The organism is Curtobacterium sp. 9128 (assembly GCF_007673775.1).
In the GTDB taxonomy this organism is placed as follows: Bacteria; Actinomycetota; Actinomycetes; order Actinomycetales; family Microbacteriaceae; genus Curtobacterium.
Genome location: NZ_VEAF01000004.1, coordinates 33619 through 54112, shown reverse-complemented (window position 1 = coordinate 54112; position 20494 = coordinate 33619). Strand labels below are relative to the sequence as shown.

Genomic DNA, 20494 nt, shown 5'->3' with positions numbered 1-20494 from the left:
CCGTCAGGGCAGCGGCCGGTCCTGGTCCTCGCCGTCCCACAGGTCCTCGCACCCGATGCGCTCGACCCCCGCGGCACGCAGGTAGGGCCCTGCACCGCGGTCGCCCTCGAGGGACGCACGGAGCGCTGCCCAGTGCTCGCGGCCGACGACCACCGGGTGACCGGGACGACCGTCGTACTCCGCCTGCCGGAGCACTGCGGACCGGCCGGCGGGGGCACCGAGCACACGCCGGACGGCGGCGGGCGGCAGCCCCGGCAGGTCGACGAGGGTCACCAGGGCGGCAACCACGTCCGGGTCGTCGGCGAGCGCCCCGAGTCCGGCGTCGAGGGACGCCCCAAGCCCGTCGGCCCAGCGTTCGGCGACGACGACCCGGACGTCGGCGCGGTCCGGCACCGATCCGCGCGCCTCGTCCGCCGCAGCGCCCAGCACGACGAGGACCTCGTCGCACCCGCCGGCGAGCACGACGTCCACGGCGACGTCCAGCCACGCGCGCCCGTCGGGGTCGCGCACGAGGGCCTTCGGGCGCCCCATGCGGGTCCCGGCGCCGGCGGCCAGCACGAGTCCGGCGGTGCGGGGAGCGGTCGACATGGTCCGAGCATGCCAGCCGGACCGGAGCAGCCGTAACCGGACGTTCCCGCACCGAAACCGCGTGGAAACACCCGTTTCCTAGGGTTGCGCCGACGACACCACCGATCGAGGAGGTCCTCCGATGGCCTGGAACCGCGGGATGATCGCGCACGGCCGACGGCCGGTCCGCGCACTCGTCCCCGTTCCTCCTCGCCCAGATCGGACCGTCCATGGACCTCGTCTCCGTCCGCACCGTGCGGACGCCGTCGCACCGCGACGAACTCGCACTCGTACCCGGTGAGCAGCCCCTCGCCGGCGGCACCTGGCTGTTCTCCGAGGAGCAGCCGGGACTGACCGGGCTCGTCGACCTCACCACGCTCGGCTGGCCCGACGTCGAGCGCTCCGACGGGCTGCTGACGATCGCGGCGACGTGCACGATCGCGACGCTCCTCCGGGCCCGACCCGACGACGACTGGCAGGCGTGGCCGCTGGTCGACGCGTGCGCGAACGCCCTGCTCGCCTCGTTCAAGGTCTGGAACGCGGCGACCGTGGGCGGGAACGTCGCGGTCGGGCTGCCGGCGGGGGCGATGACGGCGTTGCTGACGACGCTCGACGCGACCGCGGTGGTGTGGATGCCCTCCGGTGACACCCGACGGGTGCCGGTGTCGGACCTCGTCGTCGGGGTCCGACGGCTCGACCTCGGACCCGGCGAGCTGATCCGCGCGTTCGAGGTACCGGTCGCCGCGCTCCGCGCCACGACCGGCCACCGCCGGGTGTCCCTGAGCCCGCACGGGCGGTCCGGGGCGCTCGTCACCGCACGCTGGACCGCGGACGCGTTCGTGCTCGTCGTCACCGCGGCCACCCCACGGCCCCTGGTGGTGCGCTTCCCCGGCGTGCCCGACGCCGAGGAGCTCGACGCCGCGCTCGGCGCCCACGACGACTGGTACGACGACCCGCACGGCTCCCCCGCCTGGCGCCGGTCCGTCAGCACCCGGTTCGCGCACGAGCTGCGCACCGAGGCCGCCGGAGGTGCGGCATGAGGTTCGCCGTCGACGGCACACCCCTGGACGTCACACCGGCGCCGGGACAGGTCCTCCGCACACTGCTCCGCGAGCACGGTGTCACCAGTGTCAAGAAGGGCTGCGACTCCGGCGACTGCGGCGCCTGCTCGGTGCTCGTCGACGGCACCCCGGTGCACTCGTGCATCACCCCGGCGCACCGCATGGAGGGACGCTCGGTGACCACCGCCGCCGGCCTCGGCACCCCGGACGAGCCGCACCCCGTGCAGCGGGCGTTCGCCGACGCCGCCGCGTTCCAGTGCGGGTTCTGCACCGCCGGGTACGTCGTCACCGCGTCGACGCTCGACGCGGACGACCTGGCCGACCGTCACCGGAAGCTCAAGGGCAACCTCTGCCGCTGCACCGGGTACCGGGCGATCGACGACGCGTTGGACGGCGTCGCGAACACGACCTGCGCGAGCGCCGGTGCCGCGGTCGGGACGTCCGTCCGGGCTCCCGCGGCGATGCGCATCGTGACCGGCAGCGAGGAGTACACGCTCGACGTCCGGAGGACCGAGGCGCTGCTGCACATCGCCGTCCTCGGCAGCCCGCACCCGCACGCCCGAATCGAGGCGATCGACACGACCGCGGCGGCGGCGCTCCCCGGCGTCCACGCCGTGCTCACCCACCGGGACGACCCCGGCGTGCTGTTCTCCACCGGTCGGCACGAGTCCCGCCTCGACGACCCCGACGACACCCTGGTCTTCGACACGGTGCTCCGGTTCCGCGGGCAGCGCGTCGCCGCCGTCGTCGCCGACAGCGTCCGCATCGCGGAACAGGCGTGCGCCCTGATCCGGGTCGACTACGCGGTCCTGCCGAGCGTGCACGACCCCGACGCCGCGCGCGCCCCGGGGGCACCGCTGCTGCACGGCGACAAGACGACGGCCGAACATCGGATCGCCGAGCCCGGCCGCAACGTGGTCGCGGCCCTGCACGGCGAGACCGGCGACGTCGAGGGCGCGCTGGCCGTGGCGGCGGCGACCGTCGACGGCACGTGGACGACCGGTCGCGTCTCGCACGCGGCCCTCGAGACGCACGCGACGCGCGGTTCCCTCGACCAGGACGGGAGGCTCGTGCTGCGGACCGCCACGCAGGTCCCGTTCCTGGTCCGGGACGAGGTGGCCCGCGTCTTCGGTCTCGACCCGGAGCGCGTCCGCGTCGTCGCGAAACGCGTCGGCGGCGGTTTCGGCGGCAAGCAGGAGATGCTCACCGAGGACCTCGTCGCGCTCGCGGTGCTCCGCACTGGTCGCACGGTGCAGTACGAGTTCAGTCGGCAGGACGAGTTCACGATCGCCCCGACCCGGCACCCGATGCGCGTCCGGGTCCGTCTCGGAGCGACGGCGGAGGGTGCGCTCACCGCGATGCACGTCGACCAGACGATGGACACCGGGGCCTACGGCAACCACGGCGTCGGCGTGATGTACCACTCGGTGAGCGAGTCCGTCGCGGTGTACCGGTGCCCGGCGAAGCGCGTCGACGCGGAGTCGGTCTACACGAACAACCTGCCCTCCGGAGCGTTCCGCGGCTACGGCCTCGGCCAGGTCGTCTTCGCGATCGAGTCGGCGATGGACGAGCTCGCGCACGAGCTCGGCATGGACCCGATCGAGCTGCGCCGGCGGAACGTCGTCGTCCCGGGCGACCCGCTGGTCGTGACCGACCCGCACGAGGAGACCGACCTGCGCTGGGAGGGCAGCTACGGGCTCGACCAGTGCCTCGACCTCGTCGAGGGCGCCCTCGCCGCCGGGCCGACCGGGCCGGTGCCGGCGATGGACGGTCCGCCGCTCGACGACTCCCCGGACTGGGCGACGGGCACCGGGGTCGCGCTCGCGGCCATCGCCACGATGCCGCCGCGAGGCCACCACGCACACACCTCGGTGGAGCTGACGGCCGGTGGCCGCTACCGGATCGGCGTCGGGACGGCGGAGTTCGGCAACGGCACGACGACGGTGCACACGCAGCTCGTCGCCACGGCGCTCGGCACCACCCCGGACCGCGTCGACGTCCACCAGTCCGACACCGACGCCGCGCGCTACGACACCGGTGCCTTCGGATCTGCCGGCGTCGTCGTGGCCGGGCGTGCCCTGTACGCCGCCGCGCAGACCCTCCGCGAGGACATGACCGCGCGGGCGCTCGAACTCGTGGCCGCACGCACCCCGCGCACGGCGAGCGGCGTGCTCGGTCCGGCCGTGCGCGTCGAGCCGGACGGCGTCCGGGTCGGCGACGACCTGGTCAGGGTCGACGAACTCCTCGCCGTCGGACCGCTCGTCGCGCACGGCACCCACGACGGGACCCCGCGTTCCCTGGCGTTCACGGTGCACGGGGCCCGCGTCGCGGTGCACCGGCCCACCGGCGAGGTCCGGGTGCTGCAGAGCGTGCAGGCCGTCGACGCGGGGACGGTCCTCAACCCGGAGCAGCTCCGCGGCCAGGTGGAGGGCGGTTCGGCGCAGGCGATCGGCTCGACGCTCTACGAGGAGGTCGTCCTCGACGACACCGGCCGGGTGACGACCGACAGCTTCCGCGCCTACCGCGTGCCGAAGTTCTCGGACGTGCCCCGGACCGAGGTGCTGTTCGCCGACACCCACGACCCGCTCGGCCCCCTCGGCGCGAAGTCGATGAGCGAGGCGCCGTACAACCCCGTGGCGCCGGCGATCGCGAACGCCGTGCGCGACGCGCTCGGCGTCCGTCCGTACCGCCTGCCGATGACCCGCGACCGGGTCTGGGCCCTCGCCACCGGCGCCGGCCGACCCACCGACGGAGGTTCGTGATGTTGGAACTCGCACCGCGCCTCCTGGCCGTGCTCGACGGTGGTGACCCGGTCGTCGTGGCGACCGCCGTCGACGTCCAGGGCAGCGCCCCCAGCGGTCCCGGCACGTCGATGGCCGTGCTGCCGGGTGGCCAGGTCATCGGCACGATCTCCGGCGGCTGCGTGGAGGGCTCGCTCTTCCTGACCGCCGAGGAGGTGCTCGCGACCGGCGACGCCGTGCTGGAGCGCTTCGGGTCCGAGTCGGCAGAGGACGCCCTCTGGGCTCCCGCGCTCCGGTGCGGCGGCCGCGTCGAGGTGCTCGTGCACCGGATCGCGCCGTCGGACCACCGGGTCGTCGCCGCCCTGCGCGCCGCGGCCGCCGGCGACCCGGTCGCGCTGACGCTCTCGCTCGACGCCGAGACGCTCGGCACCGTCGTCGACGACGCGTGCCACGGGCGCGTGTTCACCGAGCACGCCGCAGGACGGGCGCGGTGCATCGTCGTCGGGGCCGTGGAGTTCGCCGTCGCCGTCACGAACGCCGCGGCGGTCCTCGGGTACGCCGTCACGGTGGTCGACCCGCGGCCGGTGTTCCTCACCGACGAGCGGTTCCCGGCCGCCCGGGAGCGCATCGTCGGGTGGCCGCCGAAGGTGCTCGACGAGCTGCCGATCGACGCGCGGACGGCCGTCGTGCTCCTGTCGCACGACGACCGGTTCGACGCGGACGTGATCGACCTGGCGCTCCGGCGCGGGGCCGGCTACGTCGGCGCGATGGGCTCCCGTGCCACGCACGACCGACGGCTGGCGGTCCTGACCGACCTCGGCACGCCGGACGTCGACCGGCTCCGCTCCCCCATCGGGCTCGACATCGGCGCGACGACACCGGCCGAGATGGCGATCGCGATCATGGCCGAGGTCGTCGCCGTCCGGTCCGGGGCCTCCGGCCGCCCGCTCGTCCAGGGCTCGGGACCGATCCACGCCACGGCGTTCCCGGTGCCCGTCGGGGTGGCTGCTGGTGACCCTGCCGAAACATCCCCGTGACACTCGCTCAATACGGTCGGGACATGGCCCCGATCCTGATCCGCGGCGGGTGGGTGCTCACCGCCGCCCCCGACCACAGCGACACCCCGTCGGCGATCCGTGACGGCGCGGTCTTGCTCGAGGGCGACCGCATCGCCGCCGTCGGCACCTTCGCGTCGCTGTCCGCGGCGCATCCCGACGTGCCGGTCCGCGGCGGGACGAACGACATCGTCACGCCGGGCTTCGTGAACACCCACGGGCACTTCAGCGAGGGGCTCATCACCGGGATCGGGTCGCAGTACACGCTGTGGGAGTGGCTGCAGGAGCTCATCTCGCACGTCAACCCGGTGATGACCCGCGACAAGGCGTACGCGGGCACGATGCTGCAGGGCATCCAGATGCTCCGCAGCGGTGTCACCACCGCGAACGACATGTTCTGTTCGGACCCGATCCCGGGCGAACCCGCCACGCTCGGTGTCGTCCAGGCCCTCGAGGAGCTCGGGCTCCGCGGTGTCGTGTCCTTCGGCTCCGGCGACGTCGACCGCGGGTTCGGTCCCGGCCCGATCCTCGAGGAGTTCGACGCCCTCCGCGAGGCCGCCGACGCGAGCCGCTACAGCACCTTCCGGGTCGGCATGTCCTCGATCGGGCGGTACACGGACGCCGCGTGGGAGTCCCACATCGCGTACGCCGTCGCCGGCGGGCACGGCATCCACGTGCACGTGCACGAGGTCCGCGAGGAGGTCACCGCCGCACGACAGCGCACCGGCCGCACCGTCGTCGGGCACGCCGAGGCGACCGGGATGTTCCAGGTGCCGGTGATCGCCGCGCACAGCGTCTGGATGGACCGCGACGACCGTGAGCGCTACGCCGCGAACGGCGTCGGTGTCGCCCACAACCCGGTCGCGAACGGCATACTGGCCAGCGGCATCGCCCCGGTCGCCGAACTCCGGGCACTCGGGATCCCCGTCGGCATCGGGGTCGACGGCCCCGCGTCGAACGACTCGCAGGACTTCCTGCAGGCGATGAAGACCGCGGCGCTCCTGGCGCGCATCCGCGACCTGCAGGCCACCGCGATGAGCGCCAGGGAGGCGTTCACGATGGGCACCATCGGCGGCGCCGCCGCACTCCGGATGGACGACACCATCGGGTCGCTCGAGGTCGGCAAGCGGGCGGACGTCGTCGTCTTCGACGGCGAGAGCCCGACGCTCGCGAACGTGCACGACCCGTACCAGGCCGTCGTCTTCGTCGCGGGCAGCCGCGAGGTCCGTGACGTCTGGGTGGACGGCACGCTGAGCCTGGAGGGCGGCGAGGTCACCCGGGTCGACGTGCAGGAGGCCGTCGCCCGGGCACGACCGCTCGCGCGGCAGCTCGTCGCGGACGCCGGACTGGAGCGGTTGTCGGTGCTCACCGGCGGCGCGCTCGACGACACCGAGCGCCCCTGACGGACGGGTCGGTGTGCGGTCAGTCCCGGACCTCGTGGGCGTACTGCGCCTGCCAGCCCTCCGGGATCGACGCGCGGAACGCCTGGAGCGCCGCTTCGTAGGTCGGCCCGGTCGCCTCGTGCTCGCGTGTGGCCGTCGACCGGGCGACGGCGCGCACGGTCGACTCCCCCGTCGCCTTGCTCGTCACGGTCGTGACCTGCAGCAGTTCGAAGCCGTCGAGGTCGAGTGCGGCCGTCGCGGCGATGCGGGCGTCACCGATGGTGTCGCCGCTGCCCTCGGACTCGCGGGTCTCGGTGGAGCGGAGTGTGCCTCGTACCGTCGCCAACGATGTCCTCCTGACCGGATGCAGAACGCCTGGAACCCGAACGCCCGGAACCCGAACGCCTGGAACGCAGAACGCCCCGAGCCGGTGGGCTTCGGGGCGTTCCTGCACGGATGTCCGTGCTGCTGTGCGCTCGAAGGGACTCGAACCCCCAACCTTCTGATCCGTAGTCAGATGCTCTATCCATTGAGCTACGAGCGCGTGGCTGCCGTAGCGGCCGTGGAAGACTCTACAACAGGTGCAGGTCGAAGCGCCAATCGAGCACGCCCACGGCCGTCGTCCGGCGTGTCGCCGGTCAGAGCCCGGTGGGTTCCTCGTCGAACACCTCGGCCAGGAACACCTGGAGCGCCTGCCACGACCGTCGGTCGGCACGCTCCTGGTACTGCGCCCCGTGGTCAGGAGCATCCGTGCCGGGCACGGCGAAGGCGTGCATCGCCCCCGCGTAGGTGACGACCTGCCAGTCGACGTGCGGCGCCGCGCGCATCTCGTCCTGCCACGCCGCGACCTTCTCGTCGGGGACGATCGGGTCCGCGGCGCCGGTCAGCACGAGCAGCGGCGTCCGGATCGCGGCCGCGTCCGAGGGCTCGTGCGTCACGAGGTTGCCGTGGAAGGAGACGGCCCCGGCGAGGTCCACCCCGGTCCGGGCGAGCTCGAGCGCTGCGGAGCCGCCGAAGCAGTAGCCCATCACGACGACGCGGGAGTGGTCGACGTCCGGGTCCTCGCGGAGGCGGTCGAGCCCCGCCTGCACCCGGGCGCGCATGAGCGGCAGGTCCTGGTAGAACGACGACGCCACCTGACCGGCGGTGTCGTCCCCCGGGCGGACGTCCGCGCCGTAGACGTCGGCGCCGAACGCGACGTAGCCGAGCCGCGCGAGCATCGTGACGCGGGCCTCGACGTGCTCGTTCACCCCGTGCCAGTCGTGGATGACGAGCACGGCGGGACGGGGCCCGGACACGGCCGTGTCCTTCGCCAGGACCCCGGCGAGCGCCGTGCCCTCGTGCTCGTAGTGGACGGGTTCGACGGAGATGTCGGATCCGGCGGGTTCGGGAACGGTCTGCAGGACGTCGTCGATCGTGGTCACGCCTCCGGACCCTACGCCTCGATGTTGTCCCAGCCCTCCGGTCCGCGGGACCCGGCGGCGTAGTCGTCGAGCGGCACCTTGCCGGCCGCCCAGGCGGTGAGGAACGGTTCGACGACCTTCCAGCCCTGCACGGCGCTGTCACCGCGGACGGAGAGCGTGGCGTCGCCCTCGAGCACGCCGGCGAGGACCTCGCCGTAGGCGCTCAGCCGTCCGGGGTTGAACTGCACCTCGAGGGCGGTGTGGTCGATCGTGTACGGGTCACCCGGGCCGTTGACGTTGAGCTCGAGCTGCATCTGGTCGGGGGCGATCCAGATGTGCAGCCGGTCCGGGTGGTGCACCCCGGCCAGGCCGTCCGGCACGTGCGGCGAGTCCTTGAACGTGATCATGATCTCGCGGCGCTGCGCACCGAGGGCCTTGCCGGACCGCAGTGTGAAGGGGACGCCGGCCCAGCGCCAGTTCGCGACCTCGAGGGTGATCTGGGCGAGGGTCTCGGTGCCGATCGACGGGTCCACGCCGTCCTCGTCGACGTAGGACGGCAACGAGCGGTCGCCGACCGTGCCCGCCGTGTACCGGCCGCGCTTGCCGGCCGTGAGCGGGTCGCCGCCCCACGGGCGGACCGCGCGGAGGACGAGCTCCTTCTGGGTGCGGAGGTCCTCGGCGTGGATGGAGGCCGGGGCCTCCATCGCGACGACGGCCATCACCTGGAGCAGGTGGCTCTGGATCATGTCGACCAGGGCACCGGCCTTGTCGTAGTAGCGGGCACGGCCCTCGAGGCCGAGGGTCTCGTCGTAGACGATGTCGACGCGGTCGACGTGCGCGCTCGAGAGCAGCGGCTCGACGATGCGGTTCGCGAACCGCAGCCCGAGCAGGTTGAGCACGGTGGAGCGGCCGAGGAAGTGGTCGACCCGGTGGATGCGCTCCTCGGGCAGGAACGAGTGCAGCACGTCGTTGAGGTGCTCGGCGCTCGCGGCGTCGGTGCCGAACGGCTTCTCGAGGGCGAGCCGGGTGCCGGCAGGCAGGTCCAGGTCCTTGAGCACCGCGCAGCTCTGCTCGGTGACGGCCGGCGGCAGCGCGAAGTACACCGCCGGATCGTGGTCGCAGTCGGCGAGGAGGGTCCGCAGGTCGTCCGCGTCGGTGACGTCGGCCCGGTGGTAGCGCGACGCGTCGACGACCGCCTGCAGCCGGGCGTCGAGCCGGGAACCACCGGAGGCACCCTCGTCCTCCTCGTTCTTCGACGCCTGGGCGTCCGTGAACGCGTCGTGCACGAGCTGCTTCCAGTCGTCGTCGGCGACGTCCTCCACCCCCGCACCGATGAGCTGGACGTCCCAGTCGTCCTTGACCTCGAGCAGCGTCGCGAGTCCGGGCAGGAGCAGCCGCTTGGACAGGTCGCCGCTGGCGCCGAGGATGAGCAGGGTGGTCTGGAGGCTCGACATGCCTCAGACCGTACAGACGGGCTCCGGCGCGTGGCCGGTTCCGACGCGGCTCCGGTGCGTGGCCGGTTCCGGCGCGGCTCCGCCGCGGTGCCGGTTCCGGCGTGGCGCCGGTCGGGTCGCATACGGTGGGGGCAACGGCGCGAAGGAGCACCATGACGAACGAGGACACCGGACGACGACTGCGGGTGGTCGTCGTCGGGACCGGGATGATCGCAGCGGTGCACGTCCGTGCCGCACGGGCCGCCGGGGCGGAGGTGCTCGGGATCCTGGGCCGGAACCCCGGGCGGAGCGCGCAGGTCGCCGCGCAGCTGGACCTGCCGACGGGCTACGCCTCGCTCGAGGACGTCATCGCGGACCGACCGGACGTCGTGCACGTGTGCACCCCGAACGACCAGCACCACCCCCAGGCGCTCGCGGTCATCGAGGCCGGCATCAACGTCGTCTGCGAGAAGCCGCTCTCGGTGTCGAGCGAGCAGGCCGCCGAGCTCGACCGGGCAGCGTCCGCGGCGGGTGTCGTGGCCACGGTGCCGTTCGTCTACCGCTTCCATCCGATGGTGCGCGAGGTCCGGGCGAAGATCCAGGCCGGCGACCTCGGTCGTGTCCTGACGGTGCACGGGCACTACCTGCAGGACTGGATGCTCGACGAGGACGCGTCCTCGTGGCGCGTCGACGCGGGGTCCGGGGGCATGTCTCGCGCGTTCGCGGACATCGGCTCGCACTGGTGCGACCTCGTCGAGTTCGTCACCGGCGAGCGGTTCGCGTCGGTGAGCGCCGTGACCGACATCGTCTTCCCCACCCGGCCGGCCGCGTCCGGGCCGTCGTTCTCCGGGTCCCCCGATCCCGACCCCCTCGCCGACGCGTCGACCCGCGCCGAGGTGACCACCGAGGACACCGCGGTCGCGACCTTCCGCACCGGCACCGGGCGCATCGGCAACGTCGTGGTGTCCCAGGTCGCCGCCGGGCGGAAGAACCGGCTCTGGTTCGAGGTCGACGGCACCAGGGGCAGCGCGGCGTTCGACCAGGAACAGCCCGAGTCGGCGTGGTTCGGCAACGAGACCGGGGCGCAGATCCTGGTCAGGGACCCCGCGCAGGGGTCGCCGGACCAGCGGCGCCTGGCGATCGTGCCGTCCGGACACCCGCAGGGCTACCTCGACGCGTTCGCCGCGTTCGTCGCCGACACCTACACGGCGGTGCGGACGGGCGTCGCACCCGACGGTCTGCCGACGTTCGCGGACGGGGCGCGGTCGGCGCGGGTGATCGACGCCGTGGTCGCCAGCGCCGGCTCCGACGCGTGGCGGGACATCGCATGAAGCTCGGGATGCTGACGGCGTGCCTGCCGGGCTGGCCGCTCGACCGGATCGCGGCGTTCGCGGCGGAGCAGGGCTACGAGCGGCTGGAGGTCGCGGTGTGGCCGGACACCGGGTCGCGGGACTTCGAGGCGGCGCACCTGCCGGTGGCGACGTTCACGGACGCCGACGCGGAGGCGACCAGGGACCTGCTCGACCGCACCGGCCTGGAGATCAGCGCCCTGGCTTACTACGAGAACAACCTGCACCACGACCTCGACCACCGGGCCGCCGTCAAGGAGCACCTGTTCCACGCGATCGACGCCGCCGCAGTGCTCGGCGTGCCCTACGTCGGCACATTCGTCGGGCGGGACACCACCCTGTCGATCCGCGAGAACATGGCGCTCGGCGACCGGGTGCTGCCCGAGCTCGTCGACCGGGCCGGCGAGCGCGGCGTGCGGCTCGTCGTCGAGAACTGCGTGATGGAGGGCTGGCACCCGGACGGCGCCCCCGGCAACCTCGCGTACTCCCCGGAGCTCTGGGACTGGGTCACCGGCCTCGGGTTCGGGTTGAACTGGGACCCGTCGCACCTGACCTGGATCGGCATCGACCCGGTGGCGACGATCCTGCCGTTCGCCGAGCACATCGTGCACGCGCAGGCGAAGGACGTCGAGCTCTTCCCCGACGCCCGGAACGCCTACGGCTTCTTCGGCAAGGTCGACAAGGGCGACGACCCGTGGGACATGGGCTGGTGGCGCTTCCGGGTGCCCGGTCGGGGGGTCGTCGACTGGCCGCACGTCGTCGACCGGCTCTACGAGGCCGGCTTCGACGGCACGCTCAGCGTCGAACACGAGGACCCGCTGTGGGGCGGCAGCGACGAGAAGGTCCTCGAGGGCCTCCGCATCGCGCACCGCACGCTCCGCCCGCTCGTCGCCGTGGAGTGACAGCTCTTCCAGGCAGCGCGAGCACGCTGGGGTGATGAGCACGACTGTGAGCGACTTCGTCATCGACCGCATCAAGGCGTGGGGCGTGTCCCGCGTGTTCGGGTACCCGGGCGACGGGATCGGCGCCTTCGACGGGGCGCTCGGCAAGGCCGCCGACCACGGCGAGGGGCTCGAGTACGTCCGTCCGACGCACGAGGAGATCGCCGCGTTGATGGCGACGGCGCACGCCAAGTTCACGGGCGAGGTCGGTGTCTGCGTCGCCACGTCGAGCCCCGGCGCGTTCCACCTGCTGAACGGTCTGTACGACGCACAGATGGACAACCAGCCGGTCGTCGCGATCGTCGGGCAGCAGGGGCTCGCCTCCATCGGCACGTTCACGCAGCAGGAGTCGAACCTCGAGCGGGTCTTCGCCGACGTCGCCTGCTACGTCGAGACCGTGACCACGCCGGACGCCGTCGGGGTCGTCCTCGACACCGCGTTCCGGACGGCGTCGCTCCGGAAGCAGCCCGCCGTGGTCGTCCTGCCGCACGACGTCCAGGCGATGTCGTACGCAGCGCCGTCGGCCGAGCACTGGGTGTCCCGGTCGAGCGACGTGCCGGCGTCGACGCGGATCACCCCGCCGATGGACGAGATCCGGAAGATGGCGGACATCATCAACGCCGGTTCGAAGGTCACGTTCCTGGTCGGTGCCGGTGCCCGTGGTGCGACCGACCAGGTGCTGGCCGCGGCCGAGAAGGTCGGCGCCGGCATCATCACGGCGCTCCGCGGGAAGGACGTCGTCCCCGCGGACGTGCCGTACCACTCGCAGCAGCTCGGACTCCTCGGCTCCCTGCCGTCCCTGCACCAGATCCGCGACTGCGACACCATCGTGCTGCTCGGCACGAACTACCCGTACGGCGAGTACATGCCGAAGACCGGGCAGGCCCGTGGCATCCAGGTGGACATCAAGCCCGAGCAGCTCGGACTGCGCTACCCGACGGAGCTGAACCTCTGGGGCGACGTCGGCGCGACGCTCGACGCGGTGCTCCCGCTGCTGACCCAGAAGGACGACCGGTCCTTCCAGGAGACCGTGGCGTCGGAGATGCGTGAGTGGGAGTCGGAGATGCGCGCCCAGGCCGAGGTGGCCTACGACGACGGCGTGAACCCGCGCCGTGTGATCCAGGCCGTGAACGACCGTCTGCCGGACGGCGTCACCGTCACCGCGGACGCCGGCACCACGGCGGACTGGTACGGCCACCACATCCGGCTGCGGCGCGGCATGCACGGGGACATGTCCGGCCGGCTCGCGACGATGCTCGCCGCCATGCCGTACGCCGTGACCGCGAAGTTCGCCTTCCCGGACAAGCCCGCCGTCTGCACGATCGGCGATGGTGCCTTCCAGATGCTCGGGATGAACGAGCTCATCACCGTGAAGAAGTACATGGGCTCGTGGCCCGACAAGCAGCTCGTCATCGTGGTCATGCACAACGACGACCTGGGCCAGGTCTCGTGGGAGATGCGCACCGAGGACGGCAACCCGATGTGGCGGGGCTCGCAGGACGTCGAGTCGATGGACTACGCCGGGTACGCGACCCTGCTCGGGTTCCAGGGGATCGCGGTGCACAGCGACGACGAGGTCGACGCGGCGGTGGAGCGCGCCTTCGCCCACCAGGGCGTGACGCTCATCGACGCCTACGTCAGCCGGAACGTGCCGCCGCTGCCGCCGCACATCACCGCGGAGTACGCGATCAACACGGCGAAGAGCCTGCTCAAGGGCGACCCGGTCGAGCTCGACGTCGTGAAGGACTCCGCGAAGGCCATGGCCGCGGAGGCGGTCGAGCGTGTGAAGGGCGTCCTCGGGCGCGACTGACCCCCGGACCGGGGTACGAGTGTGAACTTCTCGTGACGAGACCGCCCGGACCCTGGCGCGTCAGCTGTGCGTCCTCATAGGTTGCTCGGCGATGAACGCTCACCCTTCTCCCCGCAGGCGCGGGGCGCTGGTCGGCGCCGCAATGGCGACCGCCGGCGTCCTCCTCGCACTCTCCGTCCCGTCCACCGCCGTCGCCGCCGAGGGCGACGCCGTGATCGACCTCTACGACGTCAACGACTTCCACGGTCGCATCGCGCAGTCGCTCAACACCCCGCCGCGTGACGGGGACGCCGCCGGCGCCGCCGTCCTCGCGGGGGCCCTGGACCGACTGCGCGGCGCGGACCGGTCGACGTCCGCGTTCGTCAGCGCCGGCGACAACATCGGCGCCTCGACGTTCGAGTCCTTCATCCAGGAGGACCAGCCGACGATCGACGTCCTGAACGCCATGGACCTGTCGGTGAGTGCGATCGGCAACCACGAGCTCGACAAGGGCGCGGCGGACCTGCGCGACCGGGTCATCGGGCCGACGGACGCCCGGAACGCGGAGTGGGACTACGTCTCGGCGAACATCGTCGACACCGCCACCGGCCAGCCGGCGTTCCAGCCGTACTCGATCAGGACGATCAGCGGCGAGCGCGTGGGCTTCATCGGCGCGACCGTCGACCTCGAGGGCCTCGTGAGTCCCGACGGGATCGCCGGCCTGGCGATGGCCGACATCACCGACTCGGTCAACAGGTACGCCACGCAGCTGACGGACCGTGACGAGTCGAACGGCGAGGCCGACGTCCTCGTCCTGCTCGTGCACGACGGCGCCGAGACCGCCGCGGCAGCCGACCTCGACGGCGACAGCGCCTTCGCGCGCGCCGTGCACGAGGTGTCGCCGAAGGTCTCCGCGATCCTGTCCGGCCACACCCACCAGACCTACGTCCACAGCGTGGTCCCGAAGGGCGGCACCGTCCCCCGTCCGGTGATCCAGACGGGGTCGTACGGCTTCAACCTCGGGCACGTCCAGCTCACGGTCGGCGCGGACGGCACCACCAGGGCGACGAAGGCGGAGAACCTCCGTCTGGTCGACGGGACGTACGCGCCGGACGCCGGCGTCGCCGCGACGGTGAACACCGCAGTGCAGCGCGCCGAGGTGCTCGGTGCGGTCGAGCTCGGGACGGTCGACGCGGACCTGCGTCGTGCCGTGCAGAGCAACGGCAGCGAGAACCGGGGTGGGGAGTCGACCCTCGGCAACTTCGTCGCCGAGGTGCAGCGGAGCGCGACCGAGGACCGGCAGGGCGCGCAGATCGCCTTCATGAACCCCGGTGGCCTCCGCGCCGACATCGAGTCCGGCTCGGTGACCTACAAGGAGGCCGCCGTCGTGCAGCCGTTCGCCAACACGCTCGTCGTGCTCGACCTGACGGGCGCGCAGATCAAGCAGGCACTGGAGCAGCAGTGGCGTCCAGGCGCCAACCGCCCCTTCCTCAAGCTCGGTGCGTCCGAGGGCTTCGCCTACACCTACGACCCACAGGCCGCCACCGGGTCGCACGTCACCGCGATGACCCTCGACGGCACCCCGATCGACGCCGCGACGACGTACAAGGTGACGGTGAACTCGTTCCTCGCCGCCGGCGGTGACGACTTCACGGCCTTCGCCGGTGCCGCTGCCAAGCAGGACAGCGGGCAGGTCGACCTCGAGGCGCAGGTGGCGTACTTCCAGGCGAACCGGGCCGTCACGGTCGCAGCCGACCAGCGTGCGGTCGGTGTCAGGACGACGCCGACGCCCGCCGGCGGGTTCCAGCCCGGCGACCAAGTGTCGATCGCGCTGACTTCGCTGGTCTTCAGCAACGCTCCCGGGCAGCCGACGACCGTGCAGGTGTCGGCCGGCGACGACGTCCTCGCGAGCGCTCCGATCAACGCCGCCGTGGTCGACACGACCGACGAACAGGGCACCGCGACGCTGCAGTTCACGGTCCCGGAACCCGCTGAGACGGGGTCCCAGCCGACCGCGCGCGCCGCGGCGACCACCGACGAACCGCTCGTGGTCACGGCCGGTGCGACGCGCATCGTCCTGCCGGTCACGATCCCGGTCGCGGCGGTGGTCGACCCGACCGACCCCGGCACGCCGGTCCCCGGCGGTGGTGACGGCACCGGCACCGGGACCGGGAGCACCGGGACCGGAGCCGGCGCCGGTGCCGGTGCGAACGGCACCGGGACCGCCGGGACGGTCGGCTCGTCCGCCGCCGGTGGGAACCGGTCCGACGCGCTGGCCTTCACGGGTGCGGACATCGCCGCCCCGGCCGCCGTCGCCGGGCTGCTCCTCCTGGCCGGCATCACGGCCCTGGTGGTCGCTCGCCGGAAGCGCGCACGGCGCCAGGTCGAGGTCCAGGCGGACTGACACCGAGCCTCCAGGCCGGATGAACGGGCCGCCGCACCGAGGTGCGGCGGTCCGTTCCCCGTGTCCGCGCCGGACAGACGGTGCGGTTCGGCAGCAGGACGCGGTATCCTTCGCTCTGTCGCTCAGCGACGCGCCGCGCCGGGTCACCCCTCCTGCCGGACGGTGGTTCCGCCCGGCGAGACCCCGCGGCGCGGGTGTCCTCCGTCTCCAGGGAAACGACGGAGGACACCCCCTCACCCGTCCCGGGCCTGCGCTACCGGAAGAGCTGCTCGCCGATGTACGACCCCTTGCGCGGCGCCGGCGGGATCGCGAACACTCCGGAGCCGATGTGCGCGATGTACTCGTTCAGCCGGTCCACCGCGCCGAGGCGTCGCTGGATGCGGGTGAAGTGCGACGGGTCGTTCATGTACGCGGCGAAGAGCAGCCCGGCGTCGAGCTGGCCGTACTGGTTCAACCCGTCCGTGTAGTTGTACGGACGCCGCAGGATCTTCACCCCGCCGTTGTTCTCGTGCGCCGCGAGGGCGACGTGCGACCGCGGGTCGATCGCCGTCGCCCCGCCCGCCGCGCGTGCGTGGAAGTCCGGCGTCGTGTGCTCCGACCCGCCGGACAGGGGCGCCCCGTCGATCTTGGTCCGCCCGAACACCCGCTGCTGGTCGCTGACCACGTCGGCGTCCCAGATCTCGATGTTCATCTGGATCTTCCGGACCACCTGGTAGGTGCCACCGGCCATCCACGCGGCGTCGTCGTCCCCGACCCAGACGAAGCGGTCGTACTCCTCGTCGGTCGTGACGTTCCTGGTGCCGTCCTTGAACCCCATCAGGTTCCGGGGCGTGGTCTGGGCCGGTCCGGCGGAGGCACGACCGAAGCCGAGGACGGTCCACCGCACGGTCGCGGTCCCGCGGGCGATCCTCGCGAGGTCGCGGACCGCGTGGTAGGCCACCTGCGGGTCGTCCGCGCACGCCTGCAGCGACAGGTCACCACCGGTGAGCCCGTCCTGCAGCCGGTCGCTCGGCAGCGCGGGGATCGGCTGGAGCGCCGCCGGGCGCTTGTGGGCGAGCCCGAAGCGGTCGTCGAACACGCCGGGGCCGAGGCCGACCGTGACCGTCAGCGACGCCGGGCCGAGGTCGAGCGCCTCGCCGGTGTCTGCACCGACGCCGTTCCCGTGCGCGGGTTCGACGCTGCCCACGGTCTTCCCGGCCTGCAGCTGCGCGATCGAGGCGGACCACCGGGCGAGGAGCACCTGCAGGTCGGTGGCCGTGCCGGCGTCGAGGTCGAAGGTCATGAACACGCAGTGGCGCTGCGGGGTGGTGCGGATCCCGCCCTGCGGCTGTCGGGACGCCGTGGCGTAGAACGGCACGCTCCCGGACAGGTCGATCGACTCGTCGCCGTTGCTCGCCGCCCTGAACGGGTCGACGCCCGAGGCGGCCGCCGCGCCGGCGATCCCCGCCGCGGCACCGACCCCGGCACCGGCCGCGGCCAGCCCGGCGCCGAACAACCCGCGCCGCGAGACGCCGGGGCGCGCGTCGGACGGGTCGGAGGTCTGCTCGTCCGTCACGCGGTGGCGACCTTCTCGGCCAGCCGCGACAGCGGGTCCTGGAGCGCCTGGACGCGCTGGGAGACCTCGTTCGCGTGCGCGGACTTCGTGGCGTCGTCCCAGCTGTCGAAGCCGCCGAGGTCCCCGGCGTTCCGGAAGCCGTCCATCGTCGTGTTGGTCTGGTCGAACTGCTTCGCGATCTGCGCGGTGAGCGTCGGGTCGAGCTTCGTCAGGCCCGGCTTGAGGTACGCGAAGGCCTGACGGGCCCCCTCGACGTTCGCGGCGAGGTCGACGAGGTCGATGTGGCTGTACGCCTCCTCCTCGCCGGTGATCTTGTTCGACTGGACCTCCTCGAGGAGCCCGGCAGCGCCGTTCGCCAGGTCCTCGGGCTTGTAGTGCAGCGTCGGGACGAGCTTCGCGAGGAGTTCGACGTTCGCCGTCAGGTCTGCGGCGGTCTTCTTGGTCGTGTCCGTGATCGCGCCGGCCTGGAACAGGTCGCGCTCGACCGCGTGGAACCCGCTCCACCCGACCGCCGGGTCGAGGTTCGACTCCCGCATGTCGATCAGGTAGTCGAGGTTCCCGGCGTTGTCGGTGGCCGTGAACCCCTTCTTGACGAAGCCGTCGACGTCGCTCTCGACGTGCTCGTAGTACGGACGGGCATCGGCGTAGTCCCGCTTCGCCGCGTCGAGGTCGCCGGCGTCGACGTCACGCTGCAGCTGCTGGACCGCGGTGACCATGTCGGTCACCTGCCCGTCCACGTACGCCGCGTAGCCGGTGGCACCGGACTTCAGCAGGCTGGCCGCGCTGCTGTCCGCCGTCGAGGCGACCTTGCCGGTGACCGTGAAGTCGGTGAGTTCGTGCTCGGCTCCCGGGCAGTACACCTGGTACTTCCCGCCGCCGAGCGTCGCGGTGAAGCGGACGGCGTCGAGGCCGGGTGCGAGGTTCTCCTTCTCGCCGAAGATGCGCTGGTCCTGCAGCAGCTCGACCTCGGTGATGGCGGTCGAGGACTTGTTCTCCACGGTGAAGGTCACGGGACCGGCGGGGACCTCGGTGGTCGAGACGGCGCACCTGTCCGAGCCGTCGTTCGTCAGCGTGATCGAGACACGCGAGACCTTGCCGGAGGCGGAGGCGTCGTCCGAGGCGGACGACGAGTTCGCGGCGCACCCGGCGAGGGCCAGGACGCTCACGATCCCGAGGGCGCCGAGGACGGTGACGGGTCGGACGGTTCGCTCAACGAACGGCATGGGCAGTGCTCCTTGTCGGGTCCCCTGCGGGTGGTCCGCGGACGGGGACGGGTACGGGGTCGTGGCGCGGGGGCGTCGCCTGTCGGCGACGGTCGCGCAGGGCGAGGGCGAACTGGACGGCGGCTGCGACGCCGAGGGCGATCGGCAGCCAGACCTTCCACAGGGCGAGCTCGGCAGCGCGCTGCCGGTCGGCCGCCACGGCGGCGGCGGTCCGCTGGACGCGGGCGTCGGGGACGGCGAAGACGCTGCGGTCGATCGACGTGGTGCGTGCGGACGGGAGGCCCCCTCCGCTCAGCGTGATCACCGACCGTTCCGAGCGGGTCGCGTCCAGGACGCCACCTCCGACGCTCCAGAGGGTGGTCGTCTGCGCGACGGCCCACCGGGCGCGGAAGGGTCCGGGGTTCGTCGACGGCGAGATGCCGACGGGCAGCCGGCCGAAGATCCCGACGAGGTCGTCGAGGCTCAGCGAGCCGGGGCCGCCGTCGCGCGAGGACGAGGTCCGCGACCGCCACCGGTCCGCGGTCACACCCTCACGGGTGACCGTGCGGTGGCTCGACGCCGGGAAGTCCGTGCGCGAGCTGCTCCCGTTGCCCGACGTGCGGAGGACCGCGGTGGCGCCGTGGACCTCGGCGGTCACCGACGTCTGGTCGCCGGTCGCCTGCACGGTGCTCGGCGTGTGCACGGCACCGGAGGGGACCGCGACCGCCAGCACGACCGCGGCGACGGCGAGGGTGGAGGCCACGGCGGTCCGCACGCGGGGGACGCGGGCGGTCGACGGCCGCCATGCGCGCGGCCAGAGCGAGATCGCGAGGACCGGGACGACGTAGGCCAGCCACCCGAGGACCTCGATCACGCGGGGGTCCGGCGGGATGCCGAGCACGCCGGTGACGAGCGCGCCCTGCACCGAGCCGTTCGGCGCGAGCCAGGACAGGTCGACGGTGCGCTGCTGGCCGATGACGACCCATCCGGCCTCGTGCGCACGGCGGAGCACGGTGAGGACGAGTCCGCCGGCGACGAACACCAGGAAGACCCCGGTGCCGGTGAAGAACCGCGACAGGTTCAGGCGGACGCCGCCGGTGTAGATGCCGTAGCCGACCACCACGGCCCCCGCGACACCGACGAACGCACCGAGCGCGGCGAGCCCGGTGTCGCTCGACGCCTGGAACGTGGCCAGCAGGAACACCGCGGTCTCGAAGCCCTCCTTGAGGACGGCGAGGAAGGCCATGCCGGCCAGTGCCCACGCCGTGCCGCGGCCCAGCGCCTGCTCGGCGCTCGCCTCGAGCTCCTTCGTCAGGGTGCGCGCGTGGGTGCGCATCCAGACGATCATGCCGGTGACGAAGACGACGGCGACGCTGCCGATGACCGCCTCCATGCCTTCCTGCTGCGCCTGGGGCAGCGCCTGCTCGACGGCCTGCAGGCCGAGGCCGACCGCCACGCTCAGCAGCACGGCGACGCCGACCCCGAGCCACATGGGCGCGAGCGGGACACGGTTGCGGCGGAGGAAGGCGGCGATGATGCCGACGATGAGCGTGGCTTCGAGGCCTTCACGGAGACCGATGACGAGTGTGGCGAGCATGGCGTTGGCAAGGTT

The 20494-nt window shown here is 72.7% G+C and carries 15 protein-coding genes and 1 tRNA gene; 8 read left to right on the top strand and 8 right to left on the bottom strand.

All coding sequences use genetic code 11. From position 1 onward, the window contains the following. Window positions 1–3: 3 nt before the first annotated feature. Window positions 4–588 (bottom strand): NTP transferase domain-containing protein, encoded by a 585-nt coding sequence (locus FS641_RS09070; protein ID WP_144763011.1) that lies wholly within the window; start codon window positions 586–588, stop codon window positions 4–6. A gap of 209 nt (window positions 589–797) precedes the next feature. Between FS641_RS09070 and FS641_RS09065 the strand changes: the two genes are divergently transcribed. The 4 genes from FS641_RS09065 to FS641_RS09050 are packed head-to-tail and all read left to right on the top strand — an operon-like array spanning window position 798 to window position 6827. Beyond that, window positions 798–1607, top strand: coding sequence for a xanthine dehydrogenase family protein subunit M (locus FS641_RS09065; protein ID WP_144763009.1), 810 nt, complete (start codon window positions 798–800; stop codon window positions 1605–1607). Then, entirely contained in the window at window positions 1604–4390 is a 2787-nt protein-coding gene (locus FS641_RS09060) for a molybdopterin cofactor-binding domain-containing protein (protein WP_144763008.1), read from the top strand. The genes FS641_RS09065 and FS641_RS09060 overlap by 4 nt, the downstream gene beginning before the upstream one ends. Continuing rightward, a complete protein-coding gene (locus FS641_RS09055; RefSeq protein WP_144763006.1) occupies window positions 4390–5406 on the top strand; it encodes an XdhC family protein in 1017 nt (338 codons plus the stop codon). Before FS641_RS09060 ends, FS641_RS09055 begins: the two co-directional genes overlap by 1 nt. A 23-nt stretch (window positions 5407–5429) precedes the next feature. Then, a complete protein-coding gene (locus FS641_RS09050; RefSeq protein ID WP_144763004.1) occupies window positions 5430–6827 on the top strand; it encodes an amidohydrolase family protein in 1398 nt (465 codons plus the stop codon). 19 nt (window positions 6828–6846) lie between these two features. Here the strand turns inward: FS641_RS09050 and FS641_RS09045 are convergent, their stop codons facing one another. The 4 genes from FS641_RS09045 to FS641_RS09030 all read right to left on the bottom strand — a co-directional run bounded on the left by FS641_RS09045 (window position 6847) and on the right by FS641_RS09030 (window position 9663). Then, window positions 6847–7152 (bottom strand): hypothetical protein, encoded by a 306-nt coding sequence (locus FS641_RS09045; RefSeq protein ID WP_144763001.1) that lies wholly within the window; start codon window positions 7150–7152, stop codon window positions 6847–6849. Between the two features lie 125 nt (window positions 7153–7277). Further along, window positions 7278–7350 (bottom strand) — tRNA-Arg (locus FS641_RS09040). Window positions 7351–7444: 94 nt separating this feature from the next. Further along, a complete protein-coding gene (locus tag FS641_RS09035; RefSeq protein WP_144762999.1) occupies window positions 7445–8230 on the bottom strand; it encodes a dienelactone hydrolase family protein in 786 nt (261 codons plus the stop codon). A gap of 11 nt (window positions 8231–8241) precedes the next feature. Then, entirely contained in the window at window positions 8242–9663 is a 1422-nt protein-coding gene (locus tag FS641_RS09030) for a glucose-6-phosphate dehydrogenase (RefSeq protein WP_144762997.1), read from the bottom strand. Between the two features lie 152 nt (window positions 9664–9815). Here FS641_RS09030 and FS641_RS09025 point away from each other — a divergent pair, with 152 nt between their 5' ends. The 4 genes from FS641_RS09025 (at window position 9816) to FS641_RS09010 (ending at window position 16125) form a co-directional block, all read left to right on the top strand. Beyond that, window positions 9816–10973, top strand: a complete 1158-nt coding sequence (locus FS641_RS09025; RefSeq protein ID WP_144762995.1) for a Gfo/Idh/MocA family protein — start codon at window positions 9816–9818, stop codon at window positions 10971–10973. Then, complete coding sequence (locus tag FS641_RS09020; protein ID WP_144762993.1) at window positions 10970–11893, top strand: sugar phosphate isomerase/epimerase; 924 nt, start codon at window positions 10970–10972, stop codon at window positions 11891–11893. The genes FS641_RS09025 and FS641_RS09020 overlap by 4 nt, the downstream gene beginning before the upstream one ends. Window positions 11894–11927: 34 nt before the next feature. Continuing rightward, window positions 11928–13742: a thiamine pyrophosphate-requiring protein gene (locus FS641_RS09015; protein WP_144762991.1), complete on the top strand. Its 1815-nt coding sequence runs from the start codon at window positions 11928–11930 to the stop codon at window positions 13740–13742. A gap of 91 nt (window positions 13743–13833) precedes the next feature. After that, a complete protein-coding gene (locus tag FS641_RS09010) occupies window positions 13834–16125 on the top strand; it encodes a bifunctional UDP-sugar hydrolase/5'-nucleotidase (protein WP_144762989.1) in 2292 nt (763 codons plus the stop codon). Between the two features lie 253 nt (window positions 16126–16378). Here FS641_RS09010 and FS641_RS09005 read toward each other — a convergent pair whose 3' ends face one another. Genes FS641_RS09005 through efeU form a run of 3 tightly spaced genes read right to left on the bottom strand, consistent with a single transcriptional unit; the run spans window position 16379 to window position 20479 of the window. Next, complete coding sequence (locus FS641_RS09005; RefSeq protein ID WP_144762987.1) at window positions 16379–17680, bottom strand: Dyp-type peroxidase; 1302 nt, start codon at window positions 17678–17680, stop codon at window positions 16379–16381. After that, entirely contained in the window at window positions 17677–18903 is a 1227-nt protein-coding gene (gene efeO, locus FS641_RS09000; RefSeq protein ID WP_144762985.1) for an iron uptake system protein EfeO, read from the bottom strand. Before efeO ends, FS641_RS09005 begins: the two co-directional genes overlap by 4 nt. Beyond that, a complete protein-coding gene (efeU, locus tag FS641_RS08995) occupies window positions 18890–20479 on the bottom strand; it encodes an iron uptake transporter permease EfeU (RefSeq protein ID WP_144762983.1) in 1590 nt (529 codons plus the stop codon). The genes efeO and efeU overlap by 14 nt, the downstream gene beginning before the upstream one ends. Window positions 20480–20494 lie beyond the last annotated feature (15 nt).

Excerpts from the sequence above, each read along its gene's own strand:
- FS641_RS09070 (WP_144763011.1), bottom strand. The coding sequence starts at position 588 with ATGTCGACCGCTCCCCGCACCGCCGGACTCGTGCTGGCCGCCGGCGCC.
- FS641_RS09065 (WP_144763009.1), top strand. The coding sequence starts at position 798 with ATGGACCTCGTCTCCGTCCGCACCGTGCGGACGCCGTCGCACCGCGAC.
- FS641_RS09060 (WP_144763008.1), top strand. The coding sequence starts at position 1,604 with ATGAGGTTCGCCGTCGACGGCACACCCCTGGACGTCACACCGGCGCCG.
- FS641_RS09055 (WP_144763006.1), top strand. The coding sequence starts at position 4,390 with ATGTTGGAACTCGCACCGCGCCTCCTGGCCGTGCTCGACGGTGGTGAC.
- FS641_RS09050 (WP_144763004.1), top strand. The coding sequence starts at position 5,430 with ATGGCCCCGATCCTGATCCGCGGCGGGTGGGTGCTCACCGCCGCCCCC.
- FS641_RS09030 (WP_144762997.1), bottom strand. The coding sequence starts at position 9,663 with ATGTCGAGCCTCCAGACCACCCTGCTCATCCTCGGCGCCAGCGGCGAC.
- FS641_RS09025 (WP_144762995.1), top strand. The coding sequence starts at position 9,816 with ATGACGAACGAGGACACCGGACGACGACTGCGGGTGGTCGTCGTCGGG.
- FS641_RS09020 (WP_144762993.1), top strand. The coding sequence starts at position 10,970 with ATGAAGCTCGGGATGCTGACGGCGTGCCTGCCGGGCTGGCCGCTCGAC.
- FS641_RS09015 (WP_144762991.1), top strand. The coding sequence starts at position 11,928 with ATGAGCACGACTGTGAGCGACTTCGTCATCGACCGCATCAAGGCGTGG.
- FS641_RS09010 (WP_144762989.1), top strand. The coding sequence starts at position 13,834 with ATGAACGCTCACCCTTCTCCCCGCAGGCGCGGGGCGCTGGTCGGCGCC.
- efeO (WP_144762985.1), bottom strand. The coding sequence starts at position 18,903 with ATGCCGTTCGTTGAGCGAACCGTCCGACCCGTCACCGTCCTCGGCGCC.
- efeU (WP_144762983.1), bottom strand. The coding sequence starts at position 20,479 with ATGCTCGCCACACTCGTCATCGGTCTCCGTGAAGGCCTCGAAGCCACG.